This window comes from Amycolatopsis acididurans, from assembly GCF_012328925.1.
GTDB lineage: Bacteria > Actinomycetota > Actinomycetes > Mycobacteriales > Pseudonocardiaceae > Amycolatopsis_E > Amycolatopsis_E acididurans.
Genome location: NZ_JAAXLS010000039.1, coordinates 26,192 through 48,968, shown reverse-complemented (window position 1 = coordinate 48,968; position 22,777 = coordinate 26,192). Strand labels below are relative to the sequence as shown.

Genomic DNA, 22,777 nt, shown 5'->3' with positions numbered 1-22,777 from the left:
GCCCTTCCCCATCGCTCGCGCCGGGAGTGCGCTGAGCAGGGAGAAGGAGTGCGCGATGACCGATTCGAACCAGATGCTGCGCCCGAGGCCGCCGCGGCACGACGCCGGGCACCGGGACCTACACCGCGCGTGGCTGGCTCTGTTGCTCTTGCCCGTCGCCTTCGCCGCCGCGGTCGCTCTCGGCGACTGGCTGGTGTCGATCCAGGGCTACGGCGGAGCGGACACCTCGATCCCGTCCCGCGTGGCGCTGCGGGCCGCCATCCCCGCCTGCCTCGTGCTCATCGCGCCCGCGGTCGTCACGTTCGCCTTCGGTTTGCGAGCCCGGGCCGAGGGAGTTCCCGCCGGGGGCAAAGCCGCTCTCGTCGGCTTCGCGGCGGCGCTCGGCCTGGTTCTGCTGAACCTCGTGCCGCTGTTCGTTCTGCGCTGAGCTCAATGTTCGCGCAGGAGTGTCCGCTGTGGAACGGCGGGCAGGCGGCGTTCGAGATCGTCGTCCTCGGTCTCGTGCAGGCCCAGCTCCACGGCCTGCCGGATCTGCTCCCGGTTCTCCCGCACGACCTCCGCGAAGAACTCGTCGATACGCGGATCGATGAGCACCTCGAGGATGACCCGCATCGATGTGTCCAGAATGGACGTCACCACCTCGTCGTGGAACGGTAGCCGTGACAGGCGGCCCGCTTGACGATCGGCCTTGAGCTTCTCGGCGATGACGCCGCGCAGCATCTCCTGGTTCTCGCCCAGCGAGCGGGCCAGGTTCTCCGGATAGTTCCCGGTTTCGACGACCTTGACCACCTCGTCCAGCACCGCGATGGTGATCGGCTTCTTGATGGCCAGCACGATCGGCCGGGACAGCCGTTCGATGAGCCGCTGCGTGAACAGCTCGCCGAACGCGCGGTCGGCGGTGCGGGCGAGCCGCACCAGTACGGCGATCACCCGCAGGAGCCGGAAGCCGCGCAGCGCCGGGTGCGCGATCGGGATCATGCCGAGGATCTCGTACCAGTTGAGGAGCGGGAAGCGCTTGCTCCAGCCGTGCCGGTGCCAGCGCCACAGGAACTCGGCGAAGAAGATCCCGCAGATCGTGGTGTCCACTATGAACACCCGGTGCGCGGTGGCCGCCGAATGCGGGAAGAACGTGACGTAGACGAGCAGGCCGACGGAGAACACCGCCAGCACGAGCATGGCGATGTCGAGCCCGCCCGGGTGGCGTCGCGTCATCCCGTCGTCACCCGGATGAACTCCAGCACCTGCGGCCACGAGATCGCCCAGGCGTCGGCGTTCTCCGGGTTGCCCTCCTGCGGCTTGTTGCTGAAACCGTGCTCGGCGTTGGGATACACGTGCACGATGCTCGCCCCGGACGGGCGGGACTGCAACGCGGACTGCAGCCGCTGGAAGCTTTCGTGCGGCACCAGCGTGTCGGCGCTGGGGTACATCATCATGGCCGGCGCCTTGATCCGGCCGGTCTCCGCGACGGCGTCGACGGTGTGGTTGGGCGCGGGGGTGCCGGGCACCGTCGGGTGGTAGGCGACGACGTTGGCCAGCCGTTCGTCGCGACCGCCGAGCATGAGCGCGAACCGGCCGCCGAGGCACCAGCCGATGACACCGGCCTTCGCGCAGCCCAGCTCGCCGAAGAGGTGACCGAGCAACGTGTCCAGTTCGCCCAGCACCACGTCGTCGTCGAGCTTGCCCATCATCTCGAACAGTTGCTCGCGCGAGGTGTCCTCGTCGCTCGGGCCGTGCCACGGGTCCCACGTGAGCACGGTCACGCCGGTGACGGCGATGGTGGCCGCGAACTCGCGCACCCGCTCGCCGATCCCGGTGATCATCGGCAGGAGCAGCATGCCCTGGCGGGATCCCCCGGCAGGGCGAGACAGGTGGGCGGTGAGGCCGTTGACGGTGATGTTCGACGTCTCGATTTCAACTGTCATGCGTTGAACCGTAGTGAAATGAGAAGATCGTTCGACAAAGGGACACCGAGGGAAGGCACGCGCATGAGCGACCGCAGTCTCGCCGGGCAACTCGGCAACCTGCCCGACGGCATCGAGGCGTTGCCGGAGGAGCACCAGCAGGACCTCGCGGACGCCGTGCGGGAGGCCCGGCGGCGCCAGGGTGCGGCGCTGGCGAAGGCGGGCAACGACGCCCTGCGGTATGTGCCCGCGCTGTTGCGCCCCGCGGTGCGAAAGGCCGTGGGGCTGTGAGCTCGACAGACGCGGAAATCCGCAAACTCGCCCGCGTGCTCGGCGTGTCCGCCGACCGCTTCGCCTACCTTCGCGACGTGCCGCAGGCGGACGTGCGACGGCTGCGTGACCAGGTCACGACCACGCTGTTCGATGCGCATCTGAATGTGCTGGAACGGATGGCCGGGGCGAGCAGGCTGCTGCCCAATCCGCTGCTGGCCAAGCTGGCCGAGCGGGTGTTCGGGCCGCTGCTGGCGGCGCGGATCGCGGGGCTGGTCGACATCGGCAGGGGCGTGGACATCGCCAAGCGGCTCCCGCCGGGCTTCCTCGCCGACGTCGCGGCCGAACTCGACCCCCGGCGCGCGGCGGGCATCATCGCGGGCCTGCCGGAGCCCGTGGTCGTCCGCGTCGCGCGGGAACTGGCGCGGCGGGAGGACTGGATCACGATCGCGCGGTTCGTCGACACCCTGCCGGAGACGACGATCGTGGCGAGCCTCGACGTCATTCCCGACCACGGGCTTCCGCTGGTCGCCGAGATGCTGGACGAGGTGGCCCGGGTGGCCTACATCGTGGACCTGCTTCCCGACCATCGCGCCGGCACGCTGCCGGACGACCTGGCGGGTTAAGCCACGATCAGGTACACCCCGTAGACGACGACGGCGGCGCACACGGCGAAGCACACCAGCGCCCTGGTGAGTCCCGCCGTCCCCGTGCCGCCGCCTTCGCGGGCGACGGTCCTGGCCGCGAGCCCGCGCACGCCGACGGCGAACAGACCGGTGACCACGGCGACCGCGACCAGTGCGATCACGAAAACGCTGCCGAGGGCAGCCCAGTCGATCTTCATCCCACCCCCACCGGCACCGGCTGCTCCTGCTCGGGCCCGTTCACGTTGTTCGCCGTCACCGGGTTGCGGCGCGACCACAGGTAGATCACCAGCGCGAGCGCCACACCGACCACCCCGACGAGGATTGTGCCGATGCTGCCCGCTCCCGCAACCTCGGACGCGACGGCACCGATGATCGCCGCGGCGGGCAGCGTCAGCAGCCACGCGACCACCATCCGGCCCGCGACGCCCCAGCGCACCTCGGCGAGCTTGCGGCCGACACCCGAGCCGATGACGCCTCCCGCGCACACGTGCGTCGTGGACAGCGCGAAGCCGAGGTGCGAAGACGCCAGGATCGTGACCGCGGCACTGGTTTCGGCCGCGAAGCCTTGCGGCGTCTGGATTTCGGTGATCTTCTTGCCCATCGTCTGGATGATCCGCCAGCCACCGAGGTAGGTGCCGAGCGCGATCGCCAGACCGGCGCTGAGGATCACCCACACCGGCGGCGCGGAACCGCTGGCCAGCGCGCCGGAGGAGATCAGGGTCAGGGTGATCACGCCCATGGTCTTCTGCGCGTCGTTCGTTCCGTGCGCGAGGGAGACCAGCGAGGCGGAAAGCGCTTGCGCGGTCTTGAAGGACTTGGACACGACGTCCTGCCGCGCCCGGGCGGTGATCTTGTAGACGAGGAACGTGCCGACGACCGCGACGACGCCGGCCACCAGCGGCGAGGCCACGGCCGGGATCAGCACCTTCTCCACGACCTTCGAGAAATGCACCGCGTCCGCGCCGGAGGCGATCCAGGTCGCGCCGATCAGGCCGCCGAACAACGCGTGCGAAGAACTCGAGGGCAATCCGAAAAGCCAGGTCAGCAGGTTCCAGATGATCGCCCCGACCAGACCGGCGAAGATGACGACGGGAGTGATCTTGGTGTCGTCCACGATCCCGCCGGAAATCGTCTTGGCGACTTCGATCGACAGGAAGGCGCCGACGAGGTTGAGCACGGCGGAGATCCCGACCGCGACCTTCGGCTTCAGCGCTCCCGTGGCGATCGACGTGGCCATCGCGTTGGCCGTGTCGTGGAATCCGTTGGTGAAATCGAAGGCCAGCGCGGCGACGATGACCACGATGACGATCAGGGAGAGGTCCACACCTTCAGGGTATTGAGGGCTCTTGAACAGCGAGTGAACATCCACCGGTGGTTTATCCCATTTTTACCAAATCGCCGATCTTTCTGTAAGGACTCTCACGTTCGCTGACCGCGGCGCCAGACCGCCCACGTGAGTGGTACGCCCGGGCGGTAGGCCAGGTGCGTGACCGAGGGTGCGTCGAGCACCTGCACGTCGGCGCGCGCCCCCGGCCGGATCACCCCGACGTCCTCGCGCCGCAATGCCTTCGCCCCGCCCGCGGTGGCGGCCCACACCGCCTCCGCCACCGACATTCCCATCTGCAGCACGGCCGTCGCCACGCAGAACGCCATCGAGGTCGTGTAGGAACTGCCGGGATTGGCGTTGGTGGCCAGCGCGACCGTCGCACCGGCGTCGAGCAGGCGGCGGGCCGGGGCGAGCGGCTGACGGGTGGACAGGTCGCAGGCGGGCAACAGGGTCGCGACCGTGTCCGAACCGGCCAGCGCGTCCACATCCGCGTCGGTCAGGTGCGTGCAGTGGTCGACGCTGGCCGCGCCGAGCCGGACGGCGAGCCGCACGCCGGGCCCCGGCCCGAGCTGATTGCCGTGCACCCGCAGGCCCAGCCCGCGAGCGCGCGCCGCACGCAGCACGCGTTCGGACTCCGCGCCGTCGAACGCGCCTTCCTCGCAGAACACGTCGGCCCAGCGCACCTCCGGCGCGACCGCGTCGAGCATCCGGCCGCAGACCAGATCGAGGTAGCCGGGACCGGTGTCGAGGTGCGCGCCGAGGAAGGTGACCTCGTCGGCCACCTCGCGCGCGATCCGGGCCGACCGCAGTTCGTCGGCGACGGTGAGCCCGTAGCCGGTCTTGGTCTCCAGGCAGGTGGTGCCCTGGCGCAACGCCTCGGCGGCGTGGCGGCGCAGGTTCGCGGCCAGCTCGTCGTCCGTCGCGGCTCGCGTCGCCTCCACCGTGACCGCGATTCCGCCTGCCTGGTAGGGCTTTCCGGCCATGCGGGCCTCGAACTCGGCGGTCCGGTCGCCCGCGAACACCAGGTGCGTGTGGCTGTCGACCCAGCCCGGCAGCGCGGCCCGGCCCGCCACGTCGACGCGTTCGTCGGCATCCGGCGCCCGAGCCGCGGGGCCGACCCACGCGATATGCGCACCGTCGAGCACCACGGCGGCGTCGGCGAGCTCGCCCGACGCGGGATCGTTCGTGGTCAGCTCGCCGATACCGGTGATCAGGATTGCCACAGTGCCTCGATCTCCTTCGCCAGCAGGGATTCCGGCTGTTCGAGAAGCTGGTGGGTCCGGTCGCGCACGACCCAGCGGCCGCCGACGAGCACGTCGGTGACGTCGGCCGCCGTGGCCGCGAACAGCACTCCCTCGGGCTCGACGCCGGCCGTGCGGATCGAGCCGAGGCCGATGACGACCAGGTCGGCCGCGGCGCCGGGCGCCAGCGCACCGGCCTCGCCCCAGCCGATCGCGTCGTGATCGGTCGCCGCGGCCAGCAGTCCGGCGGGCGTGAACCGGCCGCGGGCCTCGGCGGCGAGCCGGTCGTCCAGCTCCAGCGCCCGCGCCTCCTCCAGCGGATCGATCACCGCGTGACTGTCGCTGCCGAGGCACAATCCGGCGCCCGCGCCGGCGAGTGCGCGAGCCGGGCCGATGCCGTCGCCGAGATCCCGTTCGGTCGTCGGGCAGAAGCACACCCTGGTGCCCATGCGGGCGAGCAGGCCCGTGTCGTCGCGGGTCAGATGGGTGGCGTGGACCGCGACCGAGTGCTCGCCGAGCACGCCGCCCTCGGCGAGCAAGGTCGCCGGCGTCCGCCCGTACCGCTTGAGGCATTCGGTGTTCTCGGCACGCTGTTCGGACAGGTGAACGTGCAGCGGCCGCTCCCCCGCCCACTGCGCGACCACGGGCAACTGGGTGCGCGGCACGGCGCGCACGGAGTGCACGGCCGCGCCGAGCCGGACGTGTTCTCCGTGCGGTGCGAAGGAATCGACGCGGGCCGCCCAGGCGTCGGCGTTGCCGTCGGAGAAGCGCCGCTGCGGCTGGGAACCGGCCGTGACGTAACACGTGTCGAGCAGCGTCAGCCGGATTCCGGCGTCGGCGGCCGCGGCGGCGAGTGCGTGGCCCATGGCGTTGGGATCGGCGTAGGGCCGGCCGCCCGGTGCGTGGTGCAGGTAGTGGAACTCGCCCACGCTCGTGTACCCGGCGAGCACCATCTCCGCGAAAACGCCGCGCGCCAGCCGCCGGTAGGAGTCCGGGTCGAGTCGTTCGGACAGCGCGTACATGCGCTCGCGCCAGGTCCAGAAGGTGCCGCGGTCGCGGTGTGTGCGGCCGCGCAGCGCACGGTGGAACGCGTGCGAATGACAGTTGGCGAACCCGGGCACCACGAGTCCGTTGAGGACTGTCCCGGCCCGTGGCGCGCCTTTGGTGACCGATGTGATCGTGCCGCGGTCGGCCTCGATCCGGACCGCCGCGGCCACCCCGTCAGGCAGCCACGCCCGTTCGCACCACAAGGTCGTCATGTCGACAAGTCCCGGAGCACGGCGGCCAGCGCTCGCGCGCCGTACTCCACGTCGGCGTCTTCCGCGAACTCCTCGGGTGCGTGGCTGATCCCGGTGGGATTGCGCACGTACAGCATCGCCACCGGAACGTGCGGGGCGAGGATCGCGGCGTCGTGCCCGGCGCCGGTGGGCAATTCCGGCACGTCACCGAGCACCGACCGCAGGGCTCGCCGCAACCCGGCGTCGAAGGTGACCTCGCCGCTGGCGGACTCCTCGACGACCGTCACCGCACATCCCTCCGCCGCCGCGGCTTCCCTTGCCACGGCGACGATCTCGTCCACCGGCACACCACCGCGGGCATCGAGCCACAGGTCCACAGTGGACGCGATGACGTTGGTTCCGCCCGGGCGCGGAACCAGCCTGCCCACGGTGGCACGTGCACCCTCGGCCCGGCAGGCCACCCGCCGGGCCGCGGAGACCACCTCGGCGGCGGGCAGCATGGGGTCGCGGCGGTCGGCCATCGACGTCGTACCCGCGTGATTTCCCTGTCCGGAGAAAGAAAACCGCCATCGGCCGTGCGCGATGACGGTGCTCCCGACGGCCACCGGGCTGCCGAGACCGACCAGCCCGCGTCCCTGTTCGACGTGCAGTTCCACGAACGTGCCGATCCGCGACAACGCCTCGTCGTCACGCCCGAACCGCGCCGGATCGAGCCCGGCGCTTCGTGCCGCTTCGGCCACGGACATGCCGGCCGGGTCCTTGAGCGCGACCGCGCGCTCGGCGTCGATCGAGCCGGTGAGCAGCCGCGACCCGAGGCACGGCACGCCGAAACGCCCGCCTTCCTCTTCGGCGAACACCACCACGGCGGCCGGACCGCGCACCGCGTGGATGGCTTCGAGCGCGCTCACCACACCGAGCGGCCCGTCGAACGCGCCGCCGCCGGGCACCGAATCGAGGTGGCTGCCGGTCACCACCGCACCCGGTCCCGGCATGCCCGACCACGCCCACAGGTTTCCGTTGCGATCGGTCTCGACGTCGAGCCCGCGCCGCCGCGCCTGCTCGGTGAACCACTCGCGCAACTCGGTCTCGGCGGGCTCGAAGACATGGCGCGAGTACCCACCGCGCCACCGATCCCGCCCCACGTCACCGATCTCGGCCAGCAACGAGACGGCGTTCATCGCGGGATCCGGATGCCGCGGTCGTGGGCGACCTGGACCGCGCGCTCGTATCCGGCGTCGACGTGGCGGAGCACGCCCATGCCCGGATCGTTGGTGAGCACGCGCTCGATCTTTCGTGCCGCCAACGCGGTGCCGTCGGCGACGCACACCTGTCCCGCGTGGATCGACCGGCCCATGCCGACGCCGCCGCCGTGGTGAATCGACACCCACGTCGCGCCGGAGGCGGTGTTGACCAGCGCGTTGAGCAGCGGCCAGTCGGCGATCGCGTCGGAACCGTCGGCCATCGCCTCGGTCTCCCGGTACGGCGAGGCGACGCTGCCGGAATCCAGATGGTCGCGGCCGATCACGACGGGCGCCTTCAGTTCGCCACTGGCGACCATCTCGTTGAACCGCAGCCCGGCCCGGTCCCGCTCGCCGTAGCCGAGCCAGCAGATGCGCGCCGGAAGTCCCTGGAAGGCAACGCGTTCCCCTGCCAGCCGGATCCAGCGGGCGAGCGAGTCGTTGCCGGCGAACAGATCCAGGATCGCCCTGTCGGTGGCCGCGATGTCGGCGGGGTCGCCGGACAGCGCCACCCACCGGAACGGGCCCTTGCCCTCGCAGAACAGCGGGCGGATGTAGGCGGGCACGAAGCCGGGGTAGTCGAAGGCCCGTTCACACCCGCCCAGCTTCGCTTCGCCGCGCAGCGAGTTGCCGTAGTCGAAGACCTCGGCGCCCGCGTCGAGAAACCCGAGCATGGCCGTGACGTGCCGCGCCATCGATTCGCGGGCGCGTTCGGTGAACTCCTCGGGTTTGTCCGCCGCGTAGTCACGCCACTGTTCGACGCTGACGCCGACGGGCAGATAACACAACGGGTCGTGCGCCGAGGTCTGATCGGTCACGATGTCGGCCTCGATCCCCCGCCGCAGCAACTCCGGCAGCACCTCGGCCGCGTTGCCGATCACGCCGACCGACAGCGCACACCCCTGGCCTTTCGCGTCCGTGACCCGCCGCACCGCGTCGTCCACATCGGACGCGAGCTCGTCGAGGTACCCGCCTTCGAGCCGCCGCCGCGCGCGCCGCGGATCGCATTCCACGACCAGCGCGACGCCGCCGTTCATCGTGACCGCCAGCGGTTGCGCCCCGCCCATACCGCCGAGCCCCGCGGTCACGGTGAGCGTGCCCGTGAGCGAGCCGCCGAACCGTTTCGCGGCGACGGCGGCGAAGGTCTCGTACGTCCCCTGCAGGATTCCTTGCGTGCCGATATAGATCCAGGAGCCGGCGGTCATCTGCCCGTACATGGTGAGCCCGAGCCGCTCCAGGCGGCGGAACTCCGGCCAATTCGCCCAGTCCCCCACCAGGTTCGAGTTCGCCAGCAGCACGCGCGGCGCCCATTCGTGGGTGCGCAGCACCCCGACCGGTTTGCCGGACTGCACCAGCAGTGTCTCGTCATCGTCCAAAGTGCTCAGGCTACGGGTGATCGCGTGAAAGCTCGGCCAGTCGCGGGCGGCCTTGCCGCTGCCGCCGTAGACGACCAGGTCCTCCGGCCGTTCGGCGACCTCGGGGTCGAGATTGTTGTGCAGCATCCGCAACGCGGCCTCGGTCTGCCAGCTTTTCGCGGTCAGCGACGGCCCCCGAGCAGCTCGTACCATCATGCCTCCCATGCCGTGAGAATCGCTCCTGACCTGACAAGCTCCTCCGCCGCGGCGATGTCCGGCGCCACGTGCCGGTCCGGCCCGGGCCCGGCGACCCGCTCGCGCACGATGTCCCGCGCGGCGCCGGTCACCGGTGCGGGCCGCAAGGGGGCACGCAGATCGAGCGCCCGCGCGGCGGTCAGCAACTCGATCGCGAGCACCGTGGTCAGGCCGTCGACCGCGCGACGCAGCTTGCGCGCGGCCGACCAGCCCATCGACACGTGGTCTTCCTGCATGGCACTGCTGGGAATCGAATCCACGGACGCGGGCACGGCGAGCCGCTTCAGTTCGCTGACCACCGCCGCCTGCGTGTACTGGGCGATCATGTACCCCGAGTCGACGCCGGGGTCGTCGGCGACGAACGCGGGCAGCCCGTTCGAGCGCGCCACGTCGAGCATCCGGTCGGTGCGGCGTTCGGCGATGCTCGCGACATCGGCGACCGGGATGGCGAGAAAGTCGAGCACGTAGGCGATCGGTGCGCCGTGGAAGTTGCCGTTGGACTCGACCCGCCCGTCGGCCAGCACGACCGGATTGTCGATGGCGGCCGCGAGCTCGCGGTCGGCGACCAGTTCGCCGTGACTCACGGTGTCCCGCGCGGCACCGTGCACCTGCGGCGCGCAGCGCAGCGAGTACGCGTCCTGCACGCGGTCGCAGTCGCGGTGACTGGCCACGATCCCGGACCCCGCCAGCGCAACGCGCATGTGCCGTGCGGACAGCGCCTGCCCGGGATGCGGGCGCAGGGCCTGCAGGTCGGCGGCGAACGCGCGATCGGTGCCCAGCAGGGCTTCCACGCTCATCGCGGCGGTCAGATCGGCGGCGTCCAGCAACCGGTGCAGGTCGGCCAAGGCCAGCACCAGCATGCCGAGCATCCCGTCGGTGCCGTTGGTGAGCGCGAGACCCTCCTTCTCGGCGAGGGTGACCGACGTCAGCCCGGTGTCGGCGGCCGGCTTGCGCTGACCGTCCACATCGAACACTTCACCCTCGCCCATCAGCGCGAGCGCGACCGCGGCCAGCGGGGCGAGATCTCCGGAGCAACCGAGAGAACCGAACTCGTGCACCACCGGGATCACGCCCGCGTTCAGCATTTCGGTAAGCGCTTTCGCCGTGTCGGGCCGGATACCGGTGCGGCCGGTCGCGAGTGTGCGTAGCCGCAGGAACATCAGGGCCCTGACGACCTCGGCCTCGACCGCCGGTCCCGCACCGGCCGCGTGCGAGCGGATCAGTGACCGCTGCAGCGCGATGCGGCGGTCCTCCGGGATGTGCCGGACCGCGAGCGCACCGAACCCGGTCGAGATTCCGTATGCGGGATCGGGAGCGTCGGCGAGCGCGTCGATGTGCTGGCGCGTCGTGGCCAGGTTCTTGAGCACGGCCTCGTCGAGCACCACGTGCGCGCCCCCGCGCGCGACCGCGACCACGTCTTCCCGGCTGACCGGTTCCGAGGTCAGCCGCACTGTTGGCACCATCAGCCTATTGCACCTCCGCGCGACCGCGCGCACGATCACCCACCGGACGGTTGTGTCTGGTATCCCAGACATATGGGCGAAAGCAGCGATGTACCGGCGTTGCGGCGCGGCCTCGCGGTCCTGCACGTGCTCGCCACGCACGCCGCCCCGGTCTCGGCGGCGACGATCGCCCGTGAGCTGGAGCTGCCACGTTCGACCACGTACCACCTGCTCGCGGAGCTGGAAGCGGCCGGTTTCGTCGCGCATCTGCCCGCGGAGCGCCGCTACGGCCTCGGGATCGCCGCGTTCGAGCTGGGCTCGGCGTACCTGCGGCACGATCCGCTGGAACGGCTGGCGGCGCCGCTGCTGCGCGCGCTGGCGGACGAGGTGGGGCACACCGCGCAGCTGGGCGTGTTGCACGGCAACGAGCTGGTGTACCTCGTCAAGGAGCGTCCGGCGCGACCCGAGACGCTGGTGACCGAGGTGGGCGTGCGGTTACCGGCGCATTTGACGGCTTCGGGGCGCGCGATGCTGGCCCAGCTGCCCGCCGCGCACGTGCGGGCGCTGTTCCCGAGTACCGCTTCGTTCGTGCTGCGGACCGAGCGGGGGCCGAAAAGCCTCGCGGAGCTGCGGCGGGCGCTCGCGGTGGAGCGGCGGCGGGGCTGGGCCGTGGAGGACGGCCACGTGACCGCGGGATTCGCGTCGGTGGCGTATCCGGTGTTCGACCACGGCGGCCGTCCACTCGCGTCGGTCAGCGTGACACTGCGGCACCACTGCGCGGGCGAACGGACGCCGTGCGAGCAAACCTGGCCCGGTCTCGCCGGGCGCGTCCGGCGCGCGGCGGACGAGCTGACCGCCCGGATCGGCGGTCGCCGGAGCTAGACCCGGACCTTGCCCTGTCCTGGCTCGAGGCCGAGCATTTCGAGCAGTTCGGCGCACTCGGCGGCGTTGACCGAGTGCCCGGCGACGGTGCGCGCCGCCTTGCTTTCCTGGGCGTCACGCTGGACCTTTTCCTCCGCGCGCACACCCGCGAGCCACCCGGTCGGAGCTTCCTCAGCGCTTCTTGCACGGCTTGCACGGGCCATCTGGCACCTTCTTCCGGCTTCGCGTAGTCATCGGCCAATCGGCCACACGCGTTAAGAGCATCGCAGTCAACGCTGACCGGCGTCCAGCATTACCACGTTGCGTAACAAACCGGCCACGAGCCCGGCGATCGAGAACACTTAACCCTTGCGCTAAGTGTCGCCCTCCTGAATACTTAGCCGCATGGCACAGTGTTTGGCGGAACTCGACGGGCTCTTCCTCGCCCTCTCGGACCCGACCCGAAGGGCCGTGATCCAGCGGCTCGGGCGCGGACCGGCGAGTGTCGGCGAACTGGCCGGCGAGGCCACGATGACCCTGCCCTCGTTCATGAAGCACGTGCGGATGCTCGAGTCGAACGGGATCATCCGCACGGCGAAGTCCGGCCGCGTGCGCACCTGCGTGCTCAACCGGGAACGGCTCGCGGCCGTCGACGACTGGCTGGCCGAGCAGCAGCGGGTCTGGACGGAGCGCACCGATCGCCTCGAACAATTCGTCACCGATTCCAAGGAGCAGCAATGAAGCCGGACCTCGACCTTTCCATCGAACGAATCATCCGCGCACCCCGCAAGACGGTCTGGAATGCGTGGACCGACCCGGACAATCTGGCGCAGTGGTGGCTGCCCGCCCCGGCGCTGTGCCGCGTGGACAGACTGGAAGTCCGCCCCGGCGGCGGTTTCGTGACGCGGATGAGCGAGGACGGCGAGACGTTCGTGCCACACCTGAACGCGTGTTTCCTGGTGGCCGACGAATTCGAGCGCATCGTCTTCACCAACGCCATCACCAGCGACTGGCGCCCCGCAGCTCCGGAACCGGTCACGCTGACCGCGGAAATCACGCTCGACGATCACGCCGAGGGCACCGATTACCGGATTCTGGTGCGGCACGGCGATCGCGCCGCGAAGGACCGCCACCTCGAACTGGGCTTCACCGAGGGCTGGGGCACCGTCCTGGGCCAGCTGGCCCGGTTCGCGGAATCCGTCCAATGAGGATCGGCCTCGGCCGCCGCCGCGGCCGAGGCCCACCCGGGCTCACACGGGAGCGCGCCAGGCGTCGTAGCCGTAGATCGCGTCCGCGGCCGCCGAGCCGGTGCCCTGCTTCAGCCAGTTGTTGCCGCGCGAGCCCAGCTGCACTTCCCGTGTCCGGTCCAGGCGCGCCGCCTGGTACGCCTTCAGCGCCGGCTCCGCGTCCGGGTACTCGGCCAGCGCGCGGGCCAGCACCACGCCGTCCTCGATCGCCATGCCCGCACCCTGTGCCATGAACGGCATCATCGGGTGGCACGCGTCGCCCAGCAGCGTCGCACAGCCGGACGACCACGACGGCAGCGGATCGCGCACGTACAGGGCCGATTTGAGCACCGAGTCGCACGCGTCCAGCAGCGCCCGCGCCTCCGGGTGGAACCCGCGGTACAGCTCGCGGAGTTCGGCCACTTCGCCCGGCGTCGTCCACGACTCGTGGCGCCACTGGGTCTGCCGCGTCGTGGCGAAGACGAACACGTCCGCGCCGCGGTTGAGCGGGAACGTCACCAGCTGCGTGTCCGGGTCCGGGCCCCACCACTTGGTGAAGCAGTCCCGGTTCGGCACGTCCACCGCACCCGCGGGCACCACCGCGCGGTAGGCGACGACGCCGGTGAACTCCGGCTGCTCCGCGCCGAACAGGGCGGTCCGCACGGCCGAGTGGATGCCGTCGGCACCGACCACGACGTCCGCCTCGGCTTGGTCCGGACCGAACTCCAGGCGGATCCGGTCCGTTGTGGACAGTCCGGCCAGCTTGTGCCCCAAGCGAAGCACACCGTCGGGCAGCACCCGTTCCAAAGCCGCCAACAGGTCCGCGCGGTGCATGGTCAGCTGCGGCGAGCCGTAGCGGCGTTCGGCCTCGTCGCCCATCGGCAGCCGGGACGTCTCCTCGCCGGTGTCCCACGTGCGGCTGATCCGGTACTTCGGCCGCGCCGCGGTCTCCCGCAACTCCTCGCCCACGCCGAGGCCGTCGAGCGCGCGTACGGCGTTGGGCGTGAGGTTGATGTCCGCGCCGACGCGTCCGAACCCGGCCGCCTGCTCGTACACCACCGGGTCGAACCCGGCCTTCCGCAGAGCGGCAGCGGCGGCCAGACCACCGATCCCGCCGCCCACGATCCCGATTTCGGGCACAGCGAAGCTCCTTCAGCTACCGACCGCGAGGTCGATGAGGTCGTGGCCCACGACAGCGGGGCCGGAGTAGTGCGGGCGGACGCGCCGCAGCCAGCCCTCGTCGTCGAGCTGGGCCGGGTCGGCCGGGCCGAGGTGTGACAGCGCGACCCGCCGGGCCCCGGCCGCGTCGGCGACCCGGCCGACGTCCGCCGGGGACGTGTGCGACGCGGCGAGGAAGTCCAGCAACTGCGGCGAATACCCGATGCGGCGGTAGAAATCCGGCTCCATCGCCTCGTGCACGAGCAGGTCGGCACCCGCGGCCAGCGCGCCGACCGCGTCGCTGCGCGCGGTGTCGCCGGAGAAGGCGACCACGCCGTGCTCGGTCTCGAAGCGGTAGCCCAGCGCCAGCCGCAGCGGCGGATGCGGGACGGCCCGTGCGGTCACCCGCACCCGGTCGTCCTCGTGCACGACGAGTTCCGCGCCGGGCGCCACGTCGAGGTCGGCGGCCCGGATCAGCCCGGCCAGCGGCGGCCGGGTACTGGTCCGTTGCCGCACCGCGACGTCCTGACCGAACGCGGCGAGGCTGCCCGCCACCAGCGCCTCCGCCCCGGCGGCGGGCGGCCCCGGGTCGGTGGGATCCGGGCCGGGGCCGTAGACCCGCACCGGGTCGACGACGCCCTGGTTGGCCGGGCCCCAGCCGAGCAGGAACAGCGTGAACAGCTCGGCGACGTGATCGGAGTGCAGGTGCGTGACGAACACCGCGGCCAGGTCGCGCAGGGACAGCCCGGCGGAGACGTACTTGCCGAGCGTCCCGTAGCCCGCGTCCACCAGGTAGACGCGCCGGCCGACGACGACCGCGTTCGCGCAGCCCTGCCGGCCCGGCGCCGGGTACGGCCCGGCGGCCGTGCCGAGCAGGACCACGCTCAGCGCGTCCGTCACGGCGAGACCTCTTCGAGCGTGCGGCCCTTGGTCTCCTCGGCGAAGAACCCGGCGACCAGCGCCCCGGCGAAGCAGATCGCGCCGAGCACCAGGAACACGGTGCCGAGGCCGGTGCCGCCCGCGTAGAGCGCGCCGACCAGGATCGGGCCGAGGATGAGGCCGAGCCGGTTCAGCACGCCGCCGAGGCTGACGCCCAGCGCGCGGCTGCGGGTCGGGTACAGCTCCGGCGTGTACAGGTACAGGCTCACGTTCACCGCGAAGTTGAACATCGCCGCGAGCGACGACCAGACGAGCAGCTGCGCCGGGGTCCCGGCGCCGAGCGCGCCGAGCACGACCAGCATCGCCGTGGTGCCGCCCAGACCGGCGGCCAGCACGAGGCGGCGGCCCAGCTTGTCGACGACCAGCGCGGCGATCAGGCATCCGGCCAGACCGGCGACCGACGTGGCGGTGCTGTACCACAGCGCCTGGCCGATCGAGAGGTGGAACGAGCCCTTGTACAGCGTCGGCAGCCACGAGGTGATGCCGTAGTTGGCGAGGTAGCCGACGAACCAGATCGTCCACACCACGAGCGTGCGGCGCCGGTAGCGCCCGGCGAACAGGTCACGCAGGGAGCTGCGCTTCGCGGGCACGGCGTCCGCGGCCGGCGGTGCGGCGTTCGCCGCGGGAGCGGGCAGCGGGTGCCCGATCGAGGCTTCGACGCGTCGTTCGATCAGCGCCATCGAGCGTTCGGCCTTCTCCGGGTGGCCGTGTGCGGCGAGCCACCGCGGCGATTCGGGGATGCGCAGCTGCAACAGCACTGCGGCGATGCCTGGCACCGCGGCGAGCGCGTACAGGGGGCGCCAGCCGAAGTGCGGGATGATCCAGGCGGCGACCAGCGCACCGACCGCGAGCCCGGCCGGGAACACGATCTCGTACATCAGCACGAAACGACCGCGGCGGCGGGCGCGGCTGATCTCCGCGATGTAGGCGGCCGCGGTGGGCACCTCACCGCCGATCGCGAGCCCCTGCACGAAACGGAGAATGAGGAACGGCAGCAACGCGGTGCTCAGTGTCATCGCGAGGCTGCACAACGCGGTGCCGGCCACGCACAACGCGATCACCTTGACGCGGCCGATGCGGTCGGCGGCCCAGCCGGACGCGAGCGCGCCGATCAGCATGCCGATCGAACCGATGGTGAGCGTGGTCGTGCTCGCGGTGGCGCTCATGTGCCACTCGCGGCCGATGACGGGCAGGGTGTAGGCGATCAGCAGCTGGTCGAACGCCTCGAAGAAGGTGACGACGCCGATGATCAGGCGGATGGAGACCTGCCATCGCGACATCGGCAGTCGTTCCAGCCGGGCGGCGATGTCCCGCTGGGTCGTTTCGGGGCTGGCGGCGATACTCATGGGCCCTCCTCGGAGCCGGGTCACGCCGGAGCGTGGAGTCGATCGTAGGTGGTCTCACGCGGCCGGCGGGATGTCCGGCAGCTCGGCGTCCAGGAACCGGACCAGGTCGTCCACTGCGGACGGCCCGGCGGGCAGCGCGAGCCGGTCCGGCGCACGCGGGTCGAATTCCGGCATTGCGGCCCAGGGGGCGGGCTCCGGGTCGAAGGCCGCGGCCAGCGCGCACCCGGCCAGTTCGGCGAGGTGGGCGGCGGCGCCGAAGCCGACGGCGGCCACGCGGTGGCGCGGCAGTCCCAGGCGGAGGCCGAGGTGGTCGAGCGCACCGGCGAGGTCGGCTTCCAGGTCGGCCGGTGCGAGCGCGGCGAACGCGGCGTCCGCGCGTCCGGGGCCGAAGGTGCGGCCACCGGTCTCGTAGTAGAACAGCGGCGCGACGGTGACGTAACCGCAGGTCGCGAGCGTGCGGCAGCACTGTTCCACCGGTTGGTCGAGCCCGGCCGCGCCGTGCAGCACCAGCACCGCGCCGCGCACGCGGCCGGACGGGTGGCGCACCAGCAGCGGCGCGGACGTTCGCAGCACCCGACGGCGCCGGTTCGCGGGCCCGTGCCCGTGGTGGTGGACTTCGGCGGCAGCTTCGATGATGCCTCCCACGTCTGGTCTCCTCAGCTCTCCGGTACCGGCACCGGCGGCACGAACGGCCGCGGCACCTCGGGCAGTGCGGTCACGTCGACCTCGATCACGAACGGCCCGTGCTGGGCCACCGCCTTCGCCAGCGCGTCGGCGAACTGGCCCGGTTTCGACACCAGCACGTGCGGCAGGTCGAGCGACTGCGCGAGCCGCGCGAAGTCCGGGGTGTACAGATCGACGCCGGCGCGCCGCCCGCGGTGGTGGTCCTGCATGTTGCGCAGCACGCCGTATCCGCCGTCGTTGAACACGACCAGCGTCAGCCACGGCCGTTCCTGCGCCAGTGTGCACAGCTCACCGAGGTGCACCGCGAGACCACCGTCGCCGACCATGACCGCGGTCGGCGCGTCCGGCGTCGCGAGCGCCGCCCCGATGCCGGTCGCCAGGCCCTGGCCGATGCCGCCGCCGACGGGGAACACGTTGCTGCGCGGGTCGTAGATGTCCAGCAGCCGGTTCCCCCACTGGCTGGAAGGGATCGTCACGTCCCGCGCGATCACCGACTCCGGCGGCAGCCCGGCGCGCAGCGCGGCGCAGATCTCCGCGTACGGCCCGATGGCCTCGATCAGGCGCGCCCGTACCGTTTCCCGGGTCTCAACGACGCGTTCGCGCCAGCCCGGCTCCCCTGCTACGTCCATAGTGGACAATGTGGTGAGCACGTCCACCGCGTCGCCGCGCACGCCGACCGTGGCCGGGTACACGCGGCCCAGCGCGGCCGGGTCGACGTCGATCTGGAGATGCCGCGCGGGCAGCTTCAGGTGGTAGTGCTTGGTCTCGTTGGACCGGAAGTGGGTGCCGATCGAGACGAGCAGGTCGGCGTCGGCCAGCAGCGACGCGGCCGCGTCGTGTGCGGCGAAGTTCCCGACGACCAGCTCGTGATCCTCCGGCACGGTGCCGCGGCCGGAGTTGCTCGTGAACACCGCCGCGCCGAGCCGTTCCGCCAGTGCACGCACCTCGTCGCGTGCCCCGGTCGCGCCTCCCCCGGCCCACAAGACCGGACGGCGCGCGGTGGCGAGCAGGTCCGCGGCCTCGGCGAGCGCGGCCGGGTCCGGCGGCAGGACCGGCACGGCCTGCTCCGGCGTGCCGGCACGGAACTCGTGCCGGGCGTACTGCAGGTCGATCGGCCATTCCACGCTGGCGGGGCCACTCGGCACCGACAGCGCGTGCCGGATCGCCGTGCGGAGGGTGTCCTCGGCGGTGTCGGCCGAGGTGATCGTGGCCGCGTGCCGGGACACCGCGGTCAGCATGCCCAGCTGGTCGCGGGTCTCGTGGATGACCCCGCGGCCCTGGCCGAGGAAGCCGGAGTCGATCTGCCCGGTGACGTGCAGGACGCGGCTGCCCGCGGTCAGCGCCTCGACCAGCGCGCCCGCCGCGTTGCCCGCGCCGGTGCCGGTGCTGGTGATCGCGACGCCGAGGCCGCCACCCGCGCGGGCGAAGCCGTCGGCGGCGTTGACCGCGGCCGCCTCGTGCCGCACCGGCACGAAACGCAGGTGCTGCGAGACCGCCTCCACCAGCGGCAGGTTGTGCACGCTCACCACCCCGAAGGCGGTGTCCACACCGGCTTCGGACAGCAGGCGCACCAGAAGTTCGCCACCGTGGCCGTGGTTCATGGGTCCGTCCCTTCTAGACATAGCGGGCGATGCCGCCGCCGACGTCGATCGTCGCGCCGGTCACGTAGGAGGCACGCGGCGAAAGCAGCGTGACGATGGGAAAAGCGACCTCGTCGGCGGTGCCGAGGCGGCCGAGCGGGATGCCGCGGTCCGCGGCCAGTTCCGCCGACCAGTCCGCGAAGGACAGTGCGCGACCGGAGGCTTCGTAGCGCCGCCGCCACTGCCCGGTGTCGATCAGGCCGAGGCAGACCGAGTTGACGCGCACGCCGTCCCCGGCCAGTTCGGTCGCCAGCGTCGTGGACAGGTTCAGCAGCGCCGCCCGGGCCGCCGACGTCGCCGCCAGCCGGGGTTCGGGCTGCCGCGCGAGGATCGCGTTCACGTTCACCACGGCCGGGTCGTCCGCCTCGCGCAGCCACGGCAGCGCCGCGCGAACGACGTGCAGCACGCCGAAGATCTTCAGTTCCAGCTCCGCGCGCCACTGGTCGTCCGTGGTCTGCGCCAGCCGCGCCATCAGCGACCGGCCCGCGTTGTTCACCACCCCGGCCAGCCCGCCCAGTTCGCGGGCGGCGTCGGCGGCGAAGACCTCCACCTGCACCTGGTCGAGCACGTCGCACGCCGCCGTGTACAGCCGGGCACCCGCGGCCCGCGGCAGGTCGGCGAGCGCCTTCTCCAGCCGGACGCCGTCGCGGGCGCACGCGGCGACGTGCGCACCCTCGGCCAGCAGCGCGGCCGCGGTCGCGAGCCCGACTCCGGAGCTGGCGCCGGTGACGAGGACCGCGCGGCCTTCGAGTCCCAGATCCACGGGTTTCCCTTCAGTTGCAGACGAATCCGCCGTCGACCACGAGGGTCTGGCCGGTGATGTAGGCGGCCGCGTCGGAGAGCAGGAAGGCGACCGCGCCGACGACGTCCTCCGGCCGTTGCGGCCGGGTGAGCGCGCGGTTCGCCGCGTAGAGGTCGTGTCGTTCCCGCGGAATGCCCGCAGTGGCTTCGACCTCGGTCAGCCCGGGTGCGACCGCGTTGACGGTCACGCCGTCCGGGCCGCCGTCGCGGGCCATCACCCGGGTCATCGCGATCACCGCGCCCTTGGACGCCACGTACTGCACCAGCCGCGGCGAGCCGTACAACGCCGCGTCCGATGCCAGGTTCACGATGCGGCCCCCGGTCTGCGCGAGCTGCGGGTACAGCGCGCGGGCGACCAGCCAGGGCCCGCGGGCGTTGACGGTCATCAGCGTGTCCCAGGCTTCGACGTCCAGTTCGGCGAAGTGCTTGCCACCGACGCCGTCCGCCATCGCCGCGTTGTTCACCAGGCCGTGCACCGGCCCGAGCCGCGCGACGGTGTCGGCCAGTGCCGCGACGGAATCCGGGTCCGCGACGTCGGTGTCGGCGCGGTACACCTCGACACCTTCCGCGCGCAGCCGGGCGACGCCGTCCGCGGCCCGCTCCGGCGACCGTTCGGCGACCACGACCCGGCCTCCTTGCCTGCCGATCTCGCGGGCGATCGCCCAGCCCAGACCCCGGCCGGCTCCGGTCACGACGTACAGGCGGTCCTTCACCGCGCCACCTCCACGGTCTCGTCCACTTCAGACAGAAAGGCCGCGACTTCGGCGCAGAACCGGTGCGGGAACTCCTGATTCGCCGCGTGCCCGCCGGGCAGCACTTCCAGCCGCGCACCCGGGATCGACGTGGCAAGCCGACGGGACTCGGCGACCCCGGTCACCTGGTCGTGCTCGCCGACGAGCACCAGCGTGGGCACGGAGATCCGGGACAGCCGCGGGCCGTGGTCCGTCTCGGCCATGGATTCGGCGGCCGAGGCGTATCCGGGCAGCCGGATCCCGGCCATGACGTCCTCGACCCGTCGCGCCACCGCGGGATCGGCACCGGGCGCGAGCAGCCGAGGCGCACGGCGGCGGGCGAATTCCGCCGCCCCCAGCCGGTTCAGTTCGTTCGGCCGGGCCCGCATCGCGGCGGCCCGCTCCGCGTCGATACCGGAGCCGCGCGTGGAATCGGCCAGTACCAGGGACCGCACGACTTCGGGGTGCTCCAGCGCGACGCGGGTCGCGATGACCCCGCCCCACGACACGCCGACGAGGTGCGCGGGCACGGCGTCGAGTTCGGTGAGCACGCGGGCGACAAGCCGCGCGTACCCGGCCATGCCCAGCGGCCGCTCCGGATCGGCCGAACCGCCGTACCCCGGCGCGTCCCACGCCAGCACCCGGTGCTTCGGCGCGAGACCCGTCAGCTGTGCGTCGAACGACGCGCTCGCACCACCGATGCCGTGCAGCAGCAGCACCGGGCTGCCGTGCCCGGCGGTCCGCACCTGTACACCGTCCACAATGGACGTCATCGGAACACCGCCCTCGGCGATGCCAGCGCTTCGAGCGCGGAGAGCACGGCGTAGGGCACGACCCGGCTGGAGGTCGGCGTCCGCGGCGAGGGCCGGTTGCGGATCTCGAACCGGTACTGCCCCGCCGGCCCGGCCGCGGTGATGACGTGCGAGGTGGCCGGCGCGGCCGGATCGGCGATGACCGCCGCCTCCACGACGTCCCAGTTCCGCACCGCCAGCGCGACGGACGCCGCGACGTTCGCCGACTTCGGGAACGCGGCGGTGATCTCCCGCGCCGGCCCGCGGCGCAGCTCGACCGGCGAGCTCGTCCGCCGCAGCGCGTCCGCCTCCGCCTCCGACATCCACGGCTGGACCAGCGACGACGCCTTCTTCGTGGTCTCGATGACGACCCGTTCGAACGGCCCGAGCAGCGCCGCCGAACGCAGCAGGTCGAGCCCGCCGATCGCGCCGGTGGACAGGTGCACCGCACCGGGCCCGGCCGCGAGCAGCTTCTCCAGCAGCCCGTCCGCGGCCAGCGCGCCCACGGACACGACCAGCAGATCGCATCCCGCGGACAGCACCTGCGCTCCGGCCTCCGCCAGCGCCCGCTGGCCCGCGCATTCGACCACCAGGTCCGAAGTGGACAGCAGTTCCGGCAGCGCGCACATCGGCAGTCCCGCCACCGCAGGCGCCGGATCGACCACCCCGGCCAGCTCCGCGCCCGGTACGCGCCCGTCGCGCAGCGCCTCGGCCACGATCGCGCCGATCGACCCGGCGCCCAGCACTCCCACCCTCATGACCGCCACCAGGCCGAGTAGCCGGGATCGGGCACACCACGCATGTGCGCGCGCACGTCCTTCGACGGCGGACCAGCGGTGCCCCACAGGTCGGACAGTTCCGGCGTGCGCCGCCAGACCCGGCACAGCCACGCGTCCTCCTCGACCTGCGCGACCTCGGAGGTGTATTCGCAGACGAGCCCGGCCGGGTCGGCGAAGTAGCCGAAGGTGTTGCTGCCGGGGCCGTGCCTGCCGGGCCCCCACAGCGGGGTGATGCCGTTGTGCTTGAGCCTGCCGATGCCGCGCATGAAGTGGTCGATCGAGTTCATCTCGTAGGCGATGTGGTTCACCGACGCGAACTCGGCCTGGTTGAAGGCGATCACGTGGTGATCGGCGTTGCAGCGCAGGAACGCCATCTGGTGTTCGGACCAGTCGGAGATCCGCATACCGAGCACCCGCGTGTAGAACTCGCAGGCCGCGTCGATGTCGACGGTGTTGAGCACGACGTGCGCCAGCTTGCGCGGCACCGCGGCGTGGCCGTACGGATCGCCGGGGACGACGGCCTCGACCTCGGCCGACAGCTCGACCAGCCGGCCCTCCGGGTCGGCGAAGCGCAGGCCGTAGCCGCCGCCGACCTGGTCGAGTTTGCCGGGTTCGGTGACCAGGCCGACGCCGTGCGCGGCCAGCCGGGCGGCCGCCGCGTCGATCTCGCGCGGAGTGGCGACGGCGAAGGCGATCTTGCCCAGCGCGTTCTGCTCGGCCTGCTGGAGCTGGAGTACGTGGTGCTCGTCGCCGGAACCGCGCAGCCACACGGCATCGCGGTCGGTTTCGACCTGCCGCAGCCCCCAGACTTCGCGATAGAACTCGCCGGAATCGGCACACCGCGTCGAGCGCAGCGTCACCGCGCGCAGGGCGCGCAGCCGCGCGATGGGTTCGGCGGACATGGGGC

At 71.9% G+C, this 22,777-nt stretch carries 26 protein-coding genes; 6 read left to right on the top strand and 20 right to left on the bottom strand.

Translation table 11 applies throughout. The features are described 5' to 3' along the window. Positions 1 to 55 precede the first annotated feature (55 nt). A complete protein-coding gene (locus HFP15_RS32785) occupies positions 56 to 427 on the top strand; it encodes a hypothetical protein (RefSeq protein WP_168520725.1) in 372 nt (123 codons plus the stop codon). 2 nt (positions 428 to 429) lie between these two features. Here the strand turns inward: HFP15_RS32785 and HFP15_RS32780 are convergent, their stop codons facing one another. Together HFP15_RS32780 and HFP15_RS32775 are read right to left on the bottom strand one after the other, a co-directional pair. Then, entirely contained in the window at positions 430 to 1,212 is a 783-nt protein-coding gene (locus HFP15_RS32780; protein WP_168520723.1) for an ion transporter, read from the bottom strand. Beyond that, complete coding sequence (locus HFP15_RS32775) at positions 1,209 to 1,922, bottom strand: dienelactone hydrolase family protein (protein ID WP_168520722.1); 714 nt, start codon at positions 1,920 to 1,922, stop codon at positions 1,209 to 1,211. The genes HFP15_RS32780 and HFP15_RS32775 overlap by 4 nt, the downstream gene beginning before the upstream one ends. A 63-nt stretch (positions 1,923 to 1,985) precedes the next feature. Between HFP15_RS32775 and HFP15_RS32770 the strand changes: the two genes are divergently transcribed. After that, complete coding sequence (locus HFP15_RS32770) at positions 1,986 to 2,192, top strand: hypothetical protein (RefSeq protein ID WP_168520720.1); 207 nt, start codon at positions 1,986 to 1,988, stop codon at positions 2,190 to 2,192. Next, positions 2,189 to 2,797 (top strand): hypothetical protein, encoded by a 609-nt coding sequence (locus HFP15_RS32765; protein WP_168520718.1) that lies wholly within the window; start codon positions 2,189 to 2,191, stop codon positions 2,795 to 2,797. Before HFP15_RS32770 ends, HFP15_RS32765 begins: the two co-directional genes overlap by 4 nt. Here the strand turns inward: HFP15_RS32765 and HFP15_RS32760 are convergent. From HFP15_RS32760 to hutH, 7 genes are all read right to left on the bottom strand, one after another. After that, positions 2,794 to 3,015, bottom strand: coding sequence for a hypothetical protein (locus HFP15_RS32760; RefSeq protein WP_168520716.1), 222 nt, complete (start codon positions 3,013 to 3,015; stop codon positions 2,794 to 2,796). The two genes, HFP15_RS32765 and HFP15_RS32760, sit on opposite strands and share 4 nt — an antisense overlap. Then, a complete protein-coding gene (locus HFP15_RS32755) occupies positions 3,012 to 4,142 on the bottom strand; it encodes an inorganic phosphate transporter (RefSeq protein WP_168520714.1) in 1,131 nt (376 codons plus the stop codon). The genes HFP15_RS32760 and HFP15_RS32755 overlap by 4 nt, the downstream gene beginning before the upstream one ends. A gap of 95 nt (positions 4,143 to 4,237) precedes the next feature. Then, complete coding sequence (hutI, locus tag HFP15_RS32750) at positions 4,238 to 5,368, bottom strand: imidazolonepropionase (protein ID WP_168520712.1); 1,131 nt, start codon at positions 5,366 to 5,368, stop codon at positions 4,238 to 4,240. Continuing rightward, a complete protein-coding gene (locus HFP15_RS32745) occupies positions 5,356 to 6,645 on the bottom strand; it encodes a formimidoylglutamate deiminase (RefSeq protein ID WP_168520711.1) in 1,290 nt (429 codons plus the stop codon). The genes hutI and HFP15_RS32745 overlap by 13 nt, the downstream gene beginning before the upstream one ends. Next, positions 6,642 to 7,802 carry an allantoate amidohydrolase gene (locus HFP15_RS32740; RefSeq protein WP_168520709.1) on the bottom strand — a complete coding sequence of 387 codons (1,161 nt, stop codon included), beginning with the start codon at positions 7,800 to 7,802 and terminating at the stop codon, positions 6,642 to 6,644. Before HFP15_RS32740 ends, HFP15_RS32745 begins: the two co-directional genes overlap by 4 nt. Beyond that, positions 7,799 to 9,433, bottom strand: coding sequence for a urocanate hydratase (gene hutU, locus HFP15_RS32735; RefSeq protein ID WP_168520748.1), 1,635 nt, complete (start codon positions 9,431 to 9,433; stop codon positions 7,799 to 7,801). Before hutU ends, HFP15_RS32740 begins: the two co-directional genes overlap by 4 nt. Next, on the bottom strand, positions 9,430 to 10,935 hold the full coding sequence (hutH, locus tag HFP15_RS32730) for a histidine ammonia-lyase (protein ID WP_168520707.1): 1,506 nt from the start codon (positions 10,933 to 10,935) through the stop codon (positions 9,430 to 9,432). Before hutH ends, hutU begins: the two co-directional genes overlap by 4 nt. A gap of 72 nt (positions 10,936 to 11,007) precedes the next feature. On the opposite strand from hutH, the gene HFP15_RS32725 reads away from it, so the two are divergent. Beyond that, positions 11,008 to 11,796 (top strand): IclR family transcriptional regulator, encoded by a 789-nt coding sequence (locus HFP15_RS32725; protein ID WP_168520705.1) that lies wholly within the window; start codon positions 11,008 to 11,010, stop codon positions 11,794 to 11,796. Here the strand turns inward: HFP15_RS32725 and HFP15_RS32720 are convergent. Continuing rightward, positions 11,793 to 11,939, bottom strand: coding sequence for a hypothetical protein (locus tag HFP15_RS32720; RefSeq protein WP_246272234.1), 147 nt, complete (start codon positions 11,937 to 11,939; stop codon positions 11,793 to 11,795). The two genes, HFP15_RS32725 and HFP15_RS32720, sit on opposite strands and share 4 nt — an antisense overlap. 241 nt (positions 11,940 to 12,180) lie before the next feature. Between HFP15_RS32720 and HFP15_RS32715 the strand changes: the two genes are divergently transcribed. Together HFP15_RS32715 and HFP15_RS32710 are read left to right on the top strand one after the other, a co-directional pair. Then, positions 12,181 to 12,516 (top strand): ArsR/SmtB family transcription factor, encoded by a 336-nt coding sequence (locus HFP15_RS32715; protein WP_168520701.1) that lies wholly within the window; start codon positions 12,181 to 12,183, stop codon positions 12,514 to 12,516. After that, positions 12,513 to 12,983: an SRPBCC domain-containing protein gene (locus HFP15_RS32710; RefSeq protein ID WP_168520700.1), complete on the top strand. Its 471-nt coding sequence runs from the start codon at positions 12,513 to 12,515 to the stop codon at positions 12,981 to 12,983. The genes HFP15_RS32715 and HFP15_RS32710 overlap by 4 nt, the downstream gene beginning before the upstream one ends. A 42-nt stretch (positions 12,984 to 13,025) precedes the next feature. Here the strand turns inward: HFP15_RS32710 and HFP15_RS32705 are convergent, their stop codons facing one another. Genes HFP15_RS32705 through HFP15_RS32660 form a run of 10 tightly spaced genes read right to left on the bottom strand, consistent with a single transcriptional unit; the run spans position 13,026 to position 22,772 of the window. Continuing rightward, positions 13,026 to 14,141: an FAD-dependent monooxygenase gene (locus HFP15_RS32705; protein ID WP_168520697.1), complete on the bottom strand. Its 1,116-nt coding sequence runs from the start codon at positions 14,139 to 14,141 to the stop codon at positions 13,026 to 13,028. Positions 14,142 to 14,153: 12 nt separating this feature from the next. Continuing rightward, entirely contained in the window at positions 14,154 to 15,059 is a 906-nt protein-coding gene (locus tag HFP15_RS32700; protein ID WP_312871869.1) for an MBL fold metallo-hydrolase, read from the bottom strand. After that, the gene (locus HFP15_RS32695; RefSeq protein ID WP_168520696.1) at positions 15,056 to 16,444 is read right to left on the bottom strand and encodes an MFS transporter; all 1,389 of its coding nucleotides are present in this window, start codon (positions 16,442 to 16,444) and stop codon (positions 15,056 to 15,058) included. Before HFP15_RS32695 ends, HFP15_RS32700 begins: the two co-directional genes overlap by 4 nt. A 54-nt stretch (positions 16,445 to 16,498) precedes the next feature. Beyond that, on the bottom strand, positions 16,499 to 17,089 hold the full coding sequence (locus HFP15_RS32690; RefSeq protein ID WP_168520694.1) for a dienelactone hydrolase family protein: 591 nt from the start codon (positions 17,087 to 17,089) through the stop codon (positions 16,499 to 16,501). Positions 17,090 to 17,100: 11 nt separating this feature from the next. Continuing rightward, complete coding sequence (locus HFP15_RS32685; protein WP_168520692.1) at positions 17,101 to 18,729, bottom strand: thiamine pyrophosphate-binding protein; 1,629 nt, start codon at positions 18,727 to 18,729, stop codon at positions 17,101 to 17,103. Between the two features lie 13 nt (positions 18,730 to 18,742). Beyond that, positions 18,743 to 19,531, bottom strand: a complete 789-nt coding sequence (locus HFP15_RS32680) for an SDR family oxidoreductase (protein WP_168520690.1) — start codon at positions 19,529 to 19,531, stop codon at positions 18,743 to 18,745. 10 nt (positions 19,532 to 19,541) lie between these two features. Further along, on the bottom strand, positions 19,542 to 20,282 hold the full coding sequence (locus HFP15_RS32675) for an SDR family oxidoreductase (protein WP_168520688.1): 741 nt from the start codon (positions 20,280 to 20,282) through the stop codon (positions 19,542 to 19,544). Then, positions 20,279 to 21,073: an alpha/beta fold hydrolase gene (locus tag HFP15_RS32670; protein WP_168520685.1), complete on the bottom strand. Its 795-nt coding sequence runs from the start codon at positions 21,071 to 21,073 to the stop codon at positions 20,279 to 20,281. Before HFP15_RS32670 ends, HFP15_RS32675 begins: the two co-directional genes overlap by 4 nt. Further along, positions 21,070 to 21,849, bottom strand: coding sequence for an aspartate dehydrogenase domain-containing protein (locus tag HFP15_RS32665; RefSeq protein WP_168520683.1), 780 nt, complete (start codon positions 21,847 to 21,849; stop codon positions 21,070 to 21,072). The genes HFP15_RS32670 and HFP15_RS32665 overlap by 4 nt, the downstream gene beginning before the upstream one ends. After that, positions 21,846 to 22,772 carry a VOC family protein gene (locus tag HFP15_RS32660; RefSeq protein ID WP_168520681.1) on the bottom strand — a complete coding sequence of 309 codons (927 nt, stop codon included), beginning with the start codon at positions 22,770 to 22,772 and terminating at the stop codon, positions 21,846 to 21,848. The genes HFP15_RS32665 and HFP15_RS32660 overlap by 4 nt, the downstream gene beginning before the upstream one ends. Positions 22,773 to 22,777 lie beyond the last annotated feature (5 nt).

Excerpts from the sequence above, each read along its gene's own strand:
- HFP15_RS32760 (WP_168520716.1), bottom strand. The coding sequence starts at position 3,015 with ATGAAGATCGACTGGGCTGCCCTCGGCAGCGTTTTCGTGATCGCACTG.
- hutH (WP_168520707.1), bottom strand. The coding sequence starts at position 10,935 with ATGGTGCCAACAGTGCGGCTGACCTCGGAACCGGTCAGCCGGGAAGAC.
- HFP15_RS32685 (WP_168520692.1), bottom strand. The coding sequence starts at position 18,729 with ATGAACCACGGCCACGGTGGCGAACTTCTGGTGCGCCTGCTGTCCGAA.
- HFP15_RS32780 (WP_168520723.1), bottom strand. The coding sequence starts at position 1,212 with ATGACGCGACGCCACCCGGGCGGGCTCGACATCGCCATGCTCGTGCTG.
- HFP15_RS32715 (WP_168520701.1), top strand. The coding sequence starts at position 12,181 with ATGGCACAGTGTTTGGCGGAACTCGACGGGCTCTTCCTCGCCCTCTCG.
- HFP15_RS32710 (WP_168520700.1), top strand. The coding sequence starts at position 12,513 with ATGAAGCCGGACCTCGACCTTTCCATCGAACGAATCATCCGCGCACCC.
- HFP15_RS32665 (WP_168520683.1), bottom strand. The coding sequence starts at position 21,849 with ATGAGGGTGGGAGTGCTGGGCGCCGGGTCGATCGGCGCGATCGTGGCC.
- hutU (WP_168520748.1), bottom strand. The coding sequence starts at position 9,433 with ATGATGGTACGAGCTGCTCGGGGGCCGTCGCTGACCGCGAAAAGCTGG.
- HFP15_RS32660 (WP_168520681.1), bottom strand. The coding sequence starts at position 22,772 with ATGTCCGCCGAACCCATCGCGCGGCTGCGCGCCCTGCGCGCGGTGACG.
- HFP15_RS32670 (WP_168520685.1), bottom strand. The coding sequence starts at position 21,073 with ATGACGTCCATTGTGGACGGTGTACAGGTGCGGACCGCCGGGCACGGC.
- HFP15_RS32695 (WP_168520696.1), bottom strand. The coding sequence starts at position 16,444 with ATGAGTATCGCCGCCAGCCCCGAAACGACCCAGCGGGACATCGCCGCC.
- HFP15_RS32725 (WP_168520705.1), top strand. The coding sequence starts at position 11,008 with ATGGGCGAAAGCAGCGATGTACCGGCGTTGCGGCGCGGCCTCGCGGTC.
- HFP15_RS32745 (WP_168520711.1), bottom strand. The coding sequence starts at position 6,645 with ATGACGACCTTGTGGTGCGAACGGGCGTGGCTGCCTGACGGGGTGGCC.
- HFP15_RS32785 (WP_168520725.1), top strand. The coding sequence starts at position 56 with ATGACCGATTCGAACCAGATGCTGCGCCCGAGGCCGCCGCGGCACGAC.
- HFP15_RS32740 (WP_168520709.1), bottom strand. The coding sequence starts at position 7,802 with ATGAACGCCGTCTCGTTGCTGGCCGAGATCGGTGACGTGGGGCGGGAT.
- HFP15_RS32775 (WP_168520722.1), bottom strand. The coding sequence starts at position 1,922 with ATGACAGTTGAAATCGAGACGTCGAACATCACCGTCAACGGCCTCACC.
- HFP15_RS32770 (WP_168520720.1), top strand. The coding sequence starts at position 1,986 with ATGAGCGACCGCAGTCTCGCCGGGCAACTCGGCAACCTGCCCGACGGC.